12 protein-coding genes are annotated in these 12692 nt (G+C 70.9%); 9 read left to right on the top strand and 3 right to left on the bottom strand.

Annotated elements, in window-relative coordinates:
- Positions 1-25 precede the first annotated feature (25 nt).
- Positions 26-925, top strand: a complete 900-nt coding sequence (locus tag ASD23_RS04095) for an LssY C-terminal domain-containing protein (RefSeq protein ID WP_082571166.1) — start codon at positions 26-28, stop codon at positions 923-925.
- Positions 922-1440 (top strand): hypothetical protein, encoded by a 519-nt coding sequence (locus ASD23_RS04090; protein ID WP_056006567.1) that lies wholly within the window; start codon positions 922-924, stop codon positions 1438-1440. The genes ASD23_RS04095 and ASD23_RS04090 overlap by 4 nt, the downstream gene beginning before the upstream one ends.
- Before the next feature lie 73 nt (positions 1441-1513).
- Here ASD23_RS04090 and ASD23_RS04085 read toward each other — a convergent pair whose 3' ends face one another.
- The gene (locus ASD23_RS04085) at positions 1514-2482 is read right to left on the bottom strand and encodes an SIS domain-containing protein (RefSeq protein WP_056006564.1); all 969 of its coding nucleotides are present in this window, start codon (positions 2480-2482) and stop codon (positions 1514-1516) included.
- On the bottom strand, positions 2446-3627 hold the full coding sequence (locus tag ASD23_RS04080; RefSeq protein ID WP_056006562.1) for a hypothetical protein: 1182 nt from the start codon (positions 3625-3627) through the stop codon (positions 2446-2448). The genes ASD23_RS04085 and ASD23_RS04080 overlap by 37 nt, the downstream gene beginning before the upstream one ends.
- Before the next feature lie 121 nt (positions 3628-3748).
- Between ASD23_RS04080 and ASD23_RS04075 the strand changes: the two genes are divergently transcribed.
- Genes ASD23_RS04075 through ASD23_RS04060 form a run of 4 tightly spaced genes read left to right on the top strand, consistent with a single transcriptional unit; the run spans position 3749 to position 7712 of the window.
- Positions 3749-4852, top strand: a complete 1104-nt coding sequence (locus tag ASD23_RS04075; RefSeq protein ID WP_056006560.1) for a polyamine ABC transporter substrate-binding protein — start codon at positions 3749-3751, stop codon at positions 4850-4852.
- Positions 4853-4856: 4 nt separating this feature from the next.
- Entirely contained in the window at positions 4857-5753 is an 897-nt protein-coding gene (locus ASD23_RS04070) for an ABC transporter permease (RefSeq protein ID WP_199470631.1), read from the top strand.
- A complete protein-coding gene (locus ASD23_RS04065) occupies positions 5746-6588 on the top strand; it encodes an ABC transporter permease (protein ID WP_200941675.1) in 843 nt (280 codons plus the stop codon). Before ASD23_RS04070 ends, ASD23_RS04065 begins: the two co-directional genes overlap by 8 nt.
- Positions 6585-7712, top strand: a complete 1128-nt coding sequence (locus ASD23_RS04060) for an ABC transporter ATP-binding protein (protein WP_082571165.1) — start codon at positions 6585-6587, stop codon at positions 7710-7712. The genes ASD23_RS04065 and ASD23_RS04060 overlap by 4 nt, the downstream gene beginning before the upstream one ends.
- Here ASD23_RS04060 and ASD23_RS04055 read toward each other — a convergent pair.
- Complete coding sequence (locus ASD23_RS04055; RefSeq protein WP_056006557.1) at positions 7691-8302, bottom strand: TetR/AcrR family transcriptional regulator; 612 nt, start codon at positions 8300-8302, stop codon at positions 7691-7693. The two genes, ASD23_RS04060 and ASD23_RS04055, sit on opposite strands and share 22 nt — an antisense overlap.
- A gap of 133 nt (positions 8303-8435) precedes the next feature.
- Here ASD23_RS04055 and ASD23_RS04050 point away from each other — a divergent pair, with 133 nt between their 5' ends.
- The 3 genes from ASD23_RS04050 to ASD23_RS04040 all read left to right on the top strand — a co-directional run bounded on the left by ASD23_RS04050 (position 8436) and on the right by ASD23_RS04040 (position 12679).
- Entirely contained in the window at positions 8436-9737 is a 1302-nt protein-coding gene (locus ASD23_RS04050; RefSeq protein WP_056006554.1) for a glycosyltransferase, read from the top strand.
- Positions 9734-11152 carry an NAD(P)/FAD-dependent oxidoreductase gene (locus tag ASD23_RS04045; protein ID WP_235507621.1) on the top strand — a complete coding sequence of 473 codons (1419 nt, stop codon included), beginning with the start codon at positions 9734-9736 and terminating at the stop codon, positions 11150-11152. The genes ASD23_RS04050 and ASD23_RS04045 overlap by 4 nt, the downstream gene beginning before the upstream one ends.
- 72 nt (positions 11153-11224) lie before the next feature.
- The gene (locus ASD23_RS04040) at positions 11225-12679 is read left to right on the top strand and encodes an aminobutyraldehyde dehydrogenase (RefSeq protein WP_056006550.1); all 1455 of its coding nucleotides are present in this window, start codon (positions 11225-11227) and stop codon (positions 12677-12679) included.
- Positions 12680-12692 lie beyond the last annotated feature (13 nt).

Raw genomic sequence — 12692 nt, 5'->3', positions numbered from 1 at the left:
CACCGCGCACGGATAGCATGCACACATGGGCGAGGTGGGGGCCGAGGCATCCGGTGGCCCGATCGGCGGGGTTCCGGTCGGCGGCGCGCCGATCGCGGTCGAGCGCCCGCGCCGGGTCTCGTTCAACGCCGTGCTCGACGGCTTCTTCTTCGTCTACGCGGGCATCGCCGCCGTGTGGCTCGCGTGGCTCGTGCTCACCGAGTCGTTCGCGTTCGGCTGGTTCGGCATCCTGTTCTTCCTCGCCTTCTGGGTCGTGCTCGCCTATCTCGTGCTGCCGCGACTGCACCGGATCCTCACGACCATCTACGTGCCCGACTACTTCATCGGGCGCGCACGCACGAGCGACGGACTGCTCGGAGACCCGGTGAACCTCGCCTTCGACGGCGACGAGGCATCCGTGCACGCGGCGATGCGGACGGCCGGATGGACGCGCGCCGACGACGTCACCGGGGTGTCGAGCTGGCGCATCATCGCCTCGACCGTCACCCGTCGGAGCTACGACGAAGCACCGGTCAGCCCGCTCTTCCTCTTCGGCAGGCAGCAGGACTTCGCCTACCAGCAGGAGGTCGAGGGCAACCCGGCCAGGCGCCACCACGTGCGGTTCTGGCGCACGCCCGACGGCTGGCTGCTGCCCGGCGGCCGCCGCGTCGACTGGCTCGCGGCCGGCACCTTCGACCGGGCCGTCGGCTTCTCGCTCTTCACGCTGCAGATCACGCACAAGATCGACGCCGACATCGACATCGAGCGCGACCACATCGTCGACACGGTGATCGCCGCGAACCCCGAGGCGCGGGTCGACCTGCTCGCCGACTTCTCGACGGGGTACCACTCGAGGAACGGCGGCGGCGACACCATCACGACCGACGGCGACCTCCCGGTCGTCGACGTCGGCGCGGTGCCGGTCGTGCCGGAGGTCGCCCGATGAGCGTCGAGAAGCGGCCGGCATTCGAGCCGCCCGCCGTGCTCGTGAGGCCTGCGCCGGTCGCGCCCATGCTGCGCCGCCCGGTCGCCACGACGTTCGGGGCGGTGCTCGTCGTGCTGCGGGTGCTCGCCGGCGTCATCTGGCTCGTCTCGCTCGGGCTGCTGTGGCGGAAGACGCTCGTCGAGGATCTCGGCGTGCCGCTCGACTCCGATGTCGAGGCCGACGCGGGCTCGAACGCGGTGCTCGCCGTGGTGCTCGGCGTCGGCGCGGTCGTGCTCGCCGTCGAACTCGTGCTCGCGCTGCTGATCTACCGCGGCAGCAACTGGGCCCGCATCACGGTGATGGTCTTCGCGACGCTCAGCATCACGGGTTCGGCGTTCGACTACTTCGGGGCGGACGCCGAGATCACGCTGCGCACGACCCTCGTCACGCTCGCCCTCGACATCCTCGTGCTGCTCGCGCTCTCGAGCCGGAACGCGCGTGCCTACGCGCGGCGACCGCGCGCCCGGGCGAAGTGACGCGATTCGACCTCGTGCACCCTCGCCGGCATTGATTCGCGTCACCTCGGTGGTGCTGCACCGGCCGCCCTGTTCAGGCCCGCAGCCACCGGTCGGCGACGAGTTCGCCGACGAGCACCTCGGTGAGCGCGGCGACCTCGTCGCGCTCGTCCCCGGGGAAGCGGATCGTGAGCTCGGCACCCGGCAGCTCGCGGCCGATCGAGGCGAACCGCGAGCCGCGCTGCGCCATCCAGTCGAGCGCCTGGGCGTCCCAGGCCGACCCGGCGAACACGAGCGCCCGGTAGTCCTGGGTCTTCGTGAGGTACACGTCGACGTGCGACCAGTCGCCCGTCTCCGAGGCATAGGCGGCGCGCCTCGGCACCTCGCGCAGCATGAGCGCGGCCTGCTGCGCGCTCGAGGCGCGCTCGGCGGGGGCGAGCGCCCACGTGCCCATGGGTGCGGCGAGGAGATCGGCGAGCGGGGGCAGCCACTCGGCCTGCGTCTCGAACAGCGAGCGGGTCGCGGATGCCGCGGCGCGCACGGATGCCGCGTCGAACCGCTCGGCCGGCGCCGTGCCGAGCAGGCCCTCGAGCACCGCGTCGAGCACCGGGAAGGTCGCGCGGAACGTGCGGCACGCCACGCCCGACGCCTCGACGCCCGCGAGGAGGGGCACGATGATGTCGGCGATGCGCCCGAGCGCCGAGTCGGGCCGGTTCGTCACCGCGACGAGCCGACCGGTGCCGCGATAGCGCTCGACCGCCCGCAGCACCTCGGCGCTGCCGCCGGTCGCCGAGACGGCCACGACGGCGAGGTCTGGCGCCGAGGGCGGGAGCAGCTCGGCGCTCGCGAGCTCCACGACGACGTTCGCGCCGATCGCACGGAAGCGCCGCGCGACGACGTCGGCGGCATAGCGGCTCGAGCCCATGCCGAGCACGAGCACCCGCGAGGCGCCGAGCACGGGCAGGCGAGAGGCGCCGGGCAGCTCGGCGTCGAGCGCGTCGGCGAGGGCGTCGAGGGTCTCGGGGATCAGCTCGAGGTCGGCTCGAAAGGCGGTGGTGTCCACGGTTCCTCCGGGTGTTCGTTCGTCGACGGATGACGGTACGTGATCGCGGCGTCGGGCGCGTACACCCAGACGGGCAGGAAGCGGTCGGCGTAGCGCAGCTCGGCCACGAGCTGCTCGGCTTCGAAGCCCGGCAGCAGCGCCTCGTCGAGCAGCTCGCCGTTCGGTACGTGCGCACGATAGGCGTCGAGGAAGTCGCGTCGCGCCCGATCGGACCACGCGAAGGCACGCGCGTCGGCCCGCTGCATCCGCTTCTGGGCGACGGCCGCGACGAGGTCGAACGAGACGAGCATGTGCGCGATGTCGCGCGCCGCGGCATCCGGAGCCTCTCGCTCGTCGACGGCGAGCTGCGGGTCGCCGTCGAAGTCGATCACGGTGTACCGGGGCGCGTCGGTGCCGTCTCCGGTGCCGGGGGAGCGCAGCACCTGCCCGACGTGCAGGTCGCCGTGGATCGGGAACTCGACGCCCGGGGCGGTCGATCCGAGCGAGCGGATGTCGCGGGCGAGCGACTCGTGGCGATTGCGGAGGCGCGCCCCGGCCTCGCCGCTCGCGAGCCGCAGCGCCGATCGGAGCGCCGTCGACGCGCGATCGGCCCTGGCCGCCGGGGCCTCGGCTTCGGAGTGCACGGCCTCCTCGCCGAGCACACCGTGGATGCGCGCGACGCGCTCGCCGAGGATCGCGGGCCACGCCGGCTCCGGTCCGCCTTCGAGTGCCGCGACGACGTCGTCGACGGCCCAGGTCCACCCGTCGACCGCGCCGGGCATGTACTCGGTCACGACCGCGAGCGTCGAGGTGCCGAGCGAGGGATGCCGCCACTCGACGCGCCCCACGAAGCGGTCGACGTCGTCGGAACCGGCGGCCGCGAGGCGCTCGAGCAGTGCCGAGGCGCGGTCGGCGGCGCTCCACCTGCCGACGAGCTTCACGATGAGCCGTTCGCCGACGATCACCGAGGTGTTGGTCTGGTCGACGGTGATGGCCCGCTCGGGGGCATCCGCCTCGACAGTGTCGTCCACGAGGCGCGCGACGGCACGCGCGATGCCGTCGCCCGCTGCCGGTCGCGCCTCGCCGGCGAGCACCCGGCCGTCGGCGTCGACGAGGAGCGCATGGTCGCCGACGACGATGCGTTCACCCTGAAGTATGGAGTTCATTGAATTCGGATTGTAACTATTCGGCATCCGTCATTCCAGCCCTGTCCCAGAACCATTGCGGTTTCTTGATCCTTGGTGCAACAATCGCTCAACCTTTCCCGCCTGTCTCTGGAGGTACCACATGACCACGACGCGACGTATCGTGGCGGCCGCGGCCGGCACGATCGCCCTCGCCTTCGCCGTCTCATCCTGCTCCTCCGGCGGCGGTGAAGCCGCGGAGACGCTCGACCCGAACGCCGACCTCAGCGAGCAGACGCTCACCGTCTCGATCTGGGCCGACTACTCGCCGGAAGACCTCGCCGAGCAGTTCGAGGCCGCGACGGGCGTGAAGACCACGATCGTGAACCACACGACGAACGAGGACATCGTCGCCAAGCTCACCGCGAGCGCGGACTCGGGCATCGACGTCGCCTTCGTCTCGGGGCAGTACGCCCAGGCGCTCGGTGAGCAGGGCCTGCTGGCCGAGCTCGACAAGTCGCTCATCCCGAACGAGGAGCACCTCTACCCCGAGGCGCTCGAGCTCGCGTACGACCCGGGCAACGTCTACTCCGAGCCGTACGCCTGGGGCACCACGGGCCTCTGCTACCGGCCCGACCTGACAGGCTACGACCCCACCTCGTGGAACGACCTGCTGAACCCGAAGCCCGAGCTCGTCGGTAAGACCACGATGCTCTCGACCGACCGCTGGCTCGCCGAACCCGCCCTCAAGGCCGCCGGTGCCTCGATCAACACGACCGACGACGACGAACTCGCCGCGGCCAAGGAGCAGCTGCTCGAGACCAAGTCCACGCTCCTCGCCTACGACGACACGACGTTCTACTCGAAGCTCGTCTCGGGCGAGGCCGCGATGGTGCAGGCGTGGGACGGCTGGTGCAACTACGGCATCGCCGAAGACCCGTCGATCAAGTTCGTCGTGCCCGAAGAGGGCTCCGACCTCTGGGTCGACACCATGACCGTGCTCGAGTCGTCGAAGAACAAGGAGGCCGCGATGGCCTTCCTGAACTACATCCTCGACCCCGAGGTGCAGACGTGGGTCGCCGAGAACATCCTCTACAAGGTTCCCAACAAGGCCGCCATGGAGGCGCTCGACCCGGCCCTCATCGAGTCGTACCCGACCCTCGGCATCACCGTCGACGAGCTCATGGAGCAGGAGGCGATCGTCGACCTCGGCGAGGACACGTTGAAGTACGTCGACCTGAACGCCGAAGTGCTCGCCACGAACTAGCACCGTGACCTCGACGAACCACCCGGCCGCCCCCGCCGCACGCACCGTGCGGCGGGGGCTCGCGCCCGTTCCCTTCCTCGCGCCCGGCATGATCTACCTGATCCTGTTCATGGCGCTGCCCGTGGGCCTCCTCGCCTTCTACACCTTCTTCAAGCGCGGGCGATTCGGCGGCATCGTGTTCGAGTTCACCCTCGACAACTGGGTGAAGCTCCTCGAACCGCTCTACGTCGGCGTCATCCTGCAGTCGATCGTGCTGGCGGGCATCGTGACGCTGCTCGCGCTCCTCATCGGCTACCCGATGGCGTACGCGATCGCGGGGCTCTCGCCGAAGTGGCGCACGGTCGCGCTCATCGCCGTCGTGCTTCCGTTCTGGACGAACTTCCTCATCCGCACCTACGCCTGGATCCTGCTCCTGAACAACGCCGGCTGGGTCAACCAGTGGCTGCAGGGGCTCGGCATCACGGATGCCCCGATCAGCATGCTCTACACCCCGCAGGCGATCGTCGTGGGACTGCTCTACATGTACCTGCCGCTCATGGTGCTGCCGCTCTACGCCTCGCTGCAGCAGCTCGACCCCTCGCTCCGCGAGGCGGCGACGAACCTCGGCGCGACGCCGTGGCGGGCGTTCCGCACGATCACCCTCCCGCTCTCGATCCCGGGCGCGCTGACCGGCTGCATCTTCGTGTTCGTGCCCGCGATGTCGAACTTCGTGATCCCCGAGCTCATCGGCGGCGGCAAGACGATCATGGTCGGCAACCTCGTGCGCGACCAGTTCTTCGAGGCCCGCGACTGGCCGTTCGGCGCGACGCTCGCCCTCCTCCTCACGATCCTGCTCGTCATCGTCATCGTCGTGCAGACCGCGGTGTCGCGCCGCCTCACGGAAGGACCGCGCCGTGGTTGACACGACTGCGCCGACGACGACGGCGATGCGGGAGCTCGAGCCCGGGGCCCGCCCGAGGGTGGTGCGCAAGCCCCGCGGCATCCTCGTGCCCCTCTGGCTCGGCTACGTGTTCCTGTACCTGCCGATCCTCATCGTCGTGATCATGAGCTTCAACGCGTCGGAGAACCTCTTCGTCTGGAAGGGCTTCTCGCTGCGCTGGTACCCCGAGCTCTTCGCCGACGAGAAGATCATGCAGGGCCTCGGCAACACGCTCATCGTCGCGACGGGCGCCACCGCGATCGCGACCGTGCTCGGCACGCTGCTCGCCTACGGCATCCAGCACTACACGCGCGGCGGGCTCATCAGGGCGTTCGCGATCGCCCCGGCGATCCTGCCCGACCTGCTGCTCGGCATCGGCCTGCTCACGCTGTTCTCGCTCGCGAGCGTGACGCTCGGGCTGCACTCGGTGATCCTCGCGCACGGCGTCTTCGCGACGGCCTTCGTCACGGCGATCGTTCTCGCCCGCATGGCGAACCTCGACCCGAGCCTCGAGGAGGCCTCGCGCGACCTCGGCGCCGGGGCGGTGCGCACCTTCATGCGGGTGACGCTGCCGCAGCTCGCACCCGGCATCGTCGCGGGGGCGCTGCTCGCCTTCACGCTCTCGATCGACGAGTTCGTGATCGCGTTCTTCACGACCGCGCCGACGCAGCCCACCCTGCCGATCGTCATCTACTCGATGGTGCGGTTCGGCGTGACCCCCGAGGTCAACGCCCTCGCCACCATCCTCCTCCTCGTGAGCGTCGTGACGGTGATCGCGGCGCAACGACTGACCCGACTGACAGGAACCACACGATGAGCTCCGTCCCACTGCTCCGCGTCGACGGCGTTCGCGCCGTGTACGGCGACACCGTCGCCCTGCACGGCGTCTCGCTCGACATCGCCCACAACGAGTTCTTCGCCCTGCTCGGCCCGTCGGGCTGCGGCAAGACGACCCTGTTGCGCTCGATCGCCGGATTCGAGACGCCGGCCGAGGGCCGCATCGAGGTCGACGGTGAAGACCTGCTGCGCCTGCCCGCGCACAAGCGGCCGGTCAACATGATGTTCCAGAGCTACGCGCTGTTCCCGCATATGAGCGTGGAGAAGAACGTCGCCTACGGGCTCGAGGCCGATGGCATCGGCGCCGCCGAGGTGCGCTCGCGCGTCGCCGACGTGATGGACGTCGTCGGGCTCGGCCCGCTCGCCAAGCGCCGCCCGACCCAACTGTCGGGCGGCCAGCGCCAGCGCGTCGCGCTCGCCCGTGCAATCGTGAAGCGGCCGAAGCTGCTGCTGCTCGACGAGCCGCTCTCGGCGCTCGACCGCCAGGTGCGCGCGTCGATGCAGCTCGAGCTGAAGCGGCTGCAGCACGAGGTCGGCCTCACCTTCGTCGTCGTCACGCACGACCAGGAGGAGGCGATGTCGATGGCCGATCGCATCGCGGTGCTCCGCGACGGGCGCCTCGAGCAGCTCGCCTCGCCGCAGGAGCTCTACGCGCACCCGGCCTCGCGCTTCGTCGCCTCCTTCATCGGCACGGCGAACCTGCTCGACGGCACGGCGACGGCAGGCGCCGTCGAGGTGCCCGGGTTCGGTGCGGTCGTCGCTTCGCACGCGCTCGCGGCGGGCTCGCCGGCGACGGCGGTCGTGCGGCCGGAAGACGTCGAGCTGACAGCGGATGCTGCGGCCGCCGCCCTCTCGGGCACCGTGGTCGACACCTATTTCCTCGGCGGGGCGACGACGATCTCGATCGAGATGCCCGGTCACGCCGACCCGCTCCTCGCGACGGTGCACGGGGCGACCCGGCTCGAGCGGGGCGCACGTGTCGGGGTGCGCTTCGGCCGGGCGACAGCGGTCGCCCGCGAGGCCGGCGCGGGCGCCGAGGCATCCGCTCAGGTGCCGCCTGTTGCTCCCGAGGCGCCGGCGCCTCAGGAGGAGGTCAGCGCGTGACCCGTGGCGAGCCTGGCGTACGACACGATGAGCTCGAGGGCAGCGTCGTGGTCGATCGTCGGGTGCTGGGCGATGATGCGGTAGCCGTAGGCGTCTTCGAGCGCGACGAGGTTGCGGGCGATCACGAGCGAGGGCTGCGAGAGTGTGAAGTGGCCGCGGGCCGCACCCTGCTCGAGCACGACCTGGTACATGCCGACCTGGCGGTCGTAGAGCGTCGTGAGGAGCGAGGCCATGAGCGGGTTGCGGCCGGCCGAGCCGCCGAGCTCGCAGAGCAGCCGCACCTCGGTGTCGCCGGCGCCGCTCGGCAGGCCGGACTTCGCGAGGGCGAGCAGGCGCTCGACCGGGTCGTCGTCGAGGGCCTCCAGCATGCGCACGCGCTCTTCGTAGAACCGCTCCATGCCGGCGCGGTTGGCCTCGAACATGAGCTCGTCGATGTCGGGGTAGTAGTAGAGCACCGCGCCCGAGGTGAGGCCCGCCTCCTCGGCGACCCGGTTGAGACGCGCCCCGTCGGGGCCGTGCGCCGCGATGGCGCGCTGCGCCGCAGCCACCAACTGGCTCCGTCGCTCCTCCTGGCGTTTCGGCCTGGCCATCGTGCTCCCTCCAGATCAGACAGATTGTCTGCATCGATGGTCAATATTAGGCCGAACTGACTTGAAAACACATGGGCGCAGCCCGGAAGAATTCTCTCTATCCATATGCAAGGAATTGTCGAAGGAGTCACCGATGACGGAAGAACGCCGCACGTTCCTGTTCATGCCCGAGAGCGCCTACGGCCCGACGAACAATTGCATCGGCATCGGTGACGAGCTGCTCCGCCGCGGGCACCGGGTCGTCTTCGCCGCGGAGCGCTCGTGGGAGGGCAAGCTCGCCGCCCTCGGCTTCGAGGAGGACCTCGTCGACCTCGCCCCGGCACCCGAGGAGGAGGTCGAGCAGGACGCCGGGCAGTTCTGGAAGGACTACATCAAGGAGATCTCTCCCGAGTTCCGGAAGACGACCGCCGAGCAGCTCGAGACCGTGGTGCTGCCCATCTGGGAGGCGCTCGTCGATGGCGCGAAGTTCTGCGAACCGCAGCTGAAGGCGATCATCGACCGCGTACAGCCCGACGTCATCATCGAGGACAACGTGCTGACCTTTCCGGCGCTCGAGACCGCCGGACGCCCCTTCGTGCGCATCGTCTCGTGCAACCCGCTCGAGGTGCCGGGCGAGGGCATCGCGCCGGCCTTCTCCGGACTCGCCGCCGACGACCGCGCCGGCTGGTCCGAGTTCCGCGCCGAGTACGACCGCACGCACCGTGCGCTCTGGCGGTCCTTCGACGCCTGGGTGCAGGAGCAGGGCGCGGCGCCACTGCCCGACCTCGAGTTCATCCACCATGGAGACGCCAACGTCTACGTCTTCCCCGAGGCGCTCGACTACGACGCCGAGCGACCGCTGCCCGAGAGCTGGCACCGCGTCGACTCCTCGGTGCGCGAGACCGAGACCGAGCTGCCCGAGCTGCCTGCCTCCTTCACCGACGGCTCGCGGCCCCTCGTCTACTTCAGCCTCGGCTCGCTCGGCTCAGCGGATGTCGGGCTCATGCGCCGGGTCATCGCCGCGCTCGCCGACGCCCCCGTGAACGTCATCGTCTCGAAGGGGCCGCTCCACGACGAGTTCGAGCTCGCCGACAACATGTGGGGCGCCGAGTTCCTGCCGCAGACGAAGCTGCTGCCGCTCGCCGACCTCGTGATCACGCACGGCGGCAACAACACGACCACCGAGGCGCTGCACTTCGGCAAGCCCATGATCGTGCTGCCGCTCTTCTGGGACCAGTACGACAACGCCCAGCGCGTGCACGAGCGCGGCTTCGGCCTGCGCCTCGACCCGTACCGCTTCACGCCCGAGGAACTCACGGGCGCCGTGCAGGCCCTCCTCGACGACGAGGCGCTCCGCGAGCGCATCGCCGCCGTCGGCGCCGACATCCGCTCGCGCCGCGGTCTCGCGAACGCTGCCGACGTGATCGAGCGCGTCGCGGTGTCGGAGCACGTGTGAGCACGCAGCAACAGGCGACGGATGCCGCGGCATCCGCTCTCGCAGGCGCCGCGCCGAAGCCGTACTGGATGGACCGGGCCGACGCGCCCGGCCCTGGCGCGCCGCTCGCCGACCGCGCCGAGGCCGATCTCGTCGTCATCGGTGCCGGCTTCACCGGGTTGTGGACGGCGTGGCGGGCGCTCGAGCGCGACCCCGGAGCATCCGTCGTCGTGCTCGAGGCCGACCGCGTCGCCCACGGCGCGACCGGGCGCAACGGCGGCTTCGTCGCGAGCTCGCTGACCCACGGCCTCACGCACGGCACCGCGATCTGGCCCGACCAGGTCGGCGCGCTCGCCGAGGAGGGCGACCGCAATCTCGCAGACCTCGTCGCGACGATCGAGGCCGCGGGCATCGACTGCGACCTGCGCCGCTCGGGCAAGACGACCCTCGCCGTCGAGGAATGGCAGCTCGCCGGCCTCCGCGAGGCGCAGGAGCTCGGTGCCCGGCACGGCGTCGAGCTCGAGCTGCAGTCGCGCGACGAGGTGCAGGCCGACGTGCACTCGCCGAGCTACCTCGGCGGCCTCCGCGATCGCACGGGCACCGTGCTCATCGACCCGGCGCGACTCGCGTGGGGGATGGCCGCCGAGCTCCGGCGTCGCGGGGCGCGGATCTTCGAGGCATCCGCCGCCACCGGCATCGAGACCAACGGGCCGGGCGTGCGCGTGCGCACCGCGCTCGGCCACGTCGACGCCCGTCACGCGGTGATCGCGACGGCCGCCTACCCGGCGCCGCTGAAGCGCCTCGGCTCGTACATCATGCCGCTCTACGACCACGTGCTCATGACCGAGCCGCTGACCCCCGCCCAACAGGCGTCGATCGGCTGGAGCGAGGGGCAGGGCCTCACCGACGCGGGCAACCAGTTCCACTACTACCGGCCCACCGCCGACGGGCGCATCCTCTTCGGGGGATGGGACGCCGTGTACTACCGCGGCGGCAGGGTCGACGCGAGCCTCGAACAGCGCGACAGCTCGCACGAGCTGCTCGCCCGGCACTTCTTCGAGACGTTCCCCCAGCTCGGCGGGCTGAGCTTCACGCACCGCTGGGCCGGCCCGATCGACTCGACCACCCGGTTCACCGCCGCCTACGGCACCGCGCGCGGCGGCCGGGTCGCGTACGCGGTCGGGCACACCGGCCTCGGCGTGGGCGCTTCGCGGTTCTCAGCGGATGTCGCGCTCGACCTGCTCTCGGGCGAGGCGACGTCGCGGCTGCGCTACGACATCGTGCGGCGCCGTCCGTTCCCGATCCCGCCGGAGCCGTTCCGCAACCCCATCATCCAGTTCACCCGGCACTCGATCCTCGCCGCCGATGCGCACGAGGGGCGGCGCAACCTCTGGCTCCGCACCCTCGACCGCTTCGGTCTCGGCTTCAACTCCTGAGCAGCACGCCATGAACGGCGACGTCCGAGCAGCACCGGCACGCGGCACCCGTCGCGGCCCGAAAGGAACACCATGACCACCGGCACCTTCATCGGCGAGTACCGCAGCGGATCGGGCGGCGACACCGTCATCACGAACCCCGCGACCGAGCAGGAGGTCGCGTCGTTCACGACCTCGGGTGTCGCCGACGTCGACGAGGCCGCGGCCGCGGCACGCGCCGCGCAGCCCGAGTGGGCGGCGAAGACGCCGGGGGAGCGCTCGCTCGCCCTGCTGCGCCTGGCCGACGCGCTCGAGGCCGATGCAGAGAACCTGGCGAAGCTCGAGGTCGAGGACTCTGGCAAGCCCTGGACGACCGCGTACGACGGCGAGCTGCCGTTCGGCATCGACAACCTGCGCTTCTTCGCGGGCGCCGCCCGCTCGCTCGACGGCACCGGCGCGGGCACGCTCTCGAACGGGTACACGTCGATCATGACGCGCCGCCCGGTCGGCGTCGTGGCGGGCATCACGCCGTGGAACTTCCCGCTCATCATGGCGATCTGGAAGGCGGGGCCCGCGCTCGCCGCGGGCAACGCCGTGATCGTGAAGCCCGCTCCGGCCACACCGCGCACGACCCTTCGCTTCGCCGAGCTCGCCCTGCAGGCGGGCCTTCCCGCCGGCCTCTTCAACGTCGTCACCGGCGACGCCGAGGTGGGTCAGGCGCTCGTCACGCACCGCGAGGTCGACATGGTGAGCGTGACCGGCTCGACCCAGACCGGCAAGGCCGTCATGCGCGGCGCCGTCGAGGGCGTCAAGCGCGTGCACCTCGAACTCGGCGGCAAGGCACCCGTCATCGTGTTCAAGGACGCCGAACTCGGTGCCATGGCGCACGCCGTCGCCCTCGGCGCGACCTACAACACGGGCCAGGACTGCACTGCAGCCACCCGGGTCTACCTCGAGCGCTCGGTCTACGACGACGGCGTCGCAGCGCTGCGCGCCGCCATCTCGGGCATCGTGGCCGGCGACCCGATGGACGCCGACACGCACATCGGCCCGCTCATCTCGAAGAGCCACCTCGAGCGCGTGTCGGGCTTCGTCTCCCGCGCCGTCGCCGAGGGCGCCGAAGCACTCGCCGGCGGCCACGCGATCGACCGCATCGGCTCGTACTTCGCGCCGACCCTGCTCGTCGGCGCCGCGCAATCGTCGGAGATCGTGCAGGGCGAGGTCTTCGGCCCCGTGCTCGTCGTGCTCCCGTTCGACGGCGAGGCCGAGGGCATCGCCCTCGCGAACGACAACGCCTACGGGCTCGCCTCGTCGGTGTGGACCTCGGATGTCTCGCGCGCCCTGCGCGTCAGCCAGTCGCTCGACGTCGGCGTGACGTGGGTCAACGACCACCTGCCGATCGCGTCGGAGGCGCCGCACGGCGGCGTGAAGGGATCGGGCTTCGGCAAGGACATGTCGATCGAGCCGATGCTCGACTACTCGGTCACGCGCCACCTCATGATCCGGCACGCGCCGCCGCCCGAGACGACGGGCTTCCGCCCGGCCTGACGCCGTCGCCCGG

The sequence above is a fragment of the Agromyces sp. Root1464 genome, assembly GCF_001427265.1.
GTDB lineage: Bacteria > Actinomycetota > Actinomycetes > Actinomycetales > Microbacteriaceae > Agromyces > Agromyces fucosus.
This window is presented reverse-complemented; position numbering and strand designations above follow the sequence as displayed.

Coding starts and splice junctions, on each gene's coding strand:
- ASD23_RS04055 (WP_056006557.1), bottom strand. CDS start 8,302: ATGGCCAGGCCGAAACGCCAGGAGGAGCGACGGAGCCAGTTGGTGGCT.
- ASD23_RS04080 (WP_056006562.1), bottom strand. CDS start 3,627: ATGAACTCCATACTTCAGGGTGAACGCATCGTCGTCGGCGACCATGCG.
- ASD23_RS04050 (WP_056006554.1), top strand. CDS start 8,436: ATGACGGAAGAACGCCGCACGTTCCTGTTCATGCCCGAGAGCGCCTAC.
- ASD23_RS04075 (WP_056006560.1), top strand. CDS start 3,749: ATGACCACGACGCGACGTATCGTGGCGGCCGCGGCCGGCACGATCGCC.
- ASD23_RS04090 (WP_056006567.1), top strand. CDS start 922: ATGAGCGTCGAGAAGCGGCCGGCATTCGAGCCGCCCGCCGTGCTCGTG.
- ASD23_RS04060 (WP_082571165.1), top strand. CDS start 6,585: ATGAGCTCCGTCCCACTGCTCCGCGTCGACGGCGTTCGCGCCGTGTAC.
- ASD23_RS04040 (WP_056006550.1), top strand. CDS start 11,225: ATGACCACCGGCACCTTCATCGGCGAGTACCGCAGCGGATCGGGCGGC.
- ASD23_RS04095 (WP_082571166.1), top strand. CDS start 26: ATGGGCGAGGTGGGGGCCGAGGCATCCGGTGGCCCGATCGGCGGGGTT.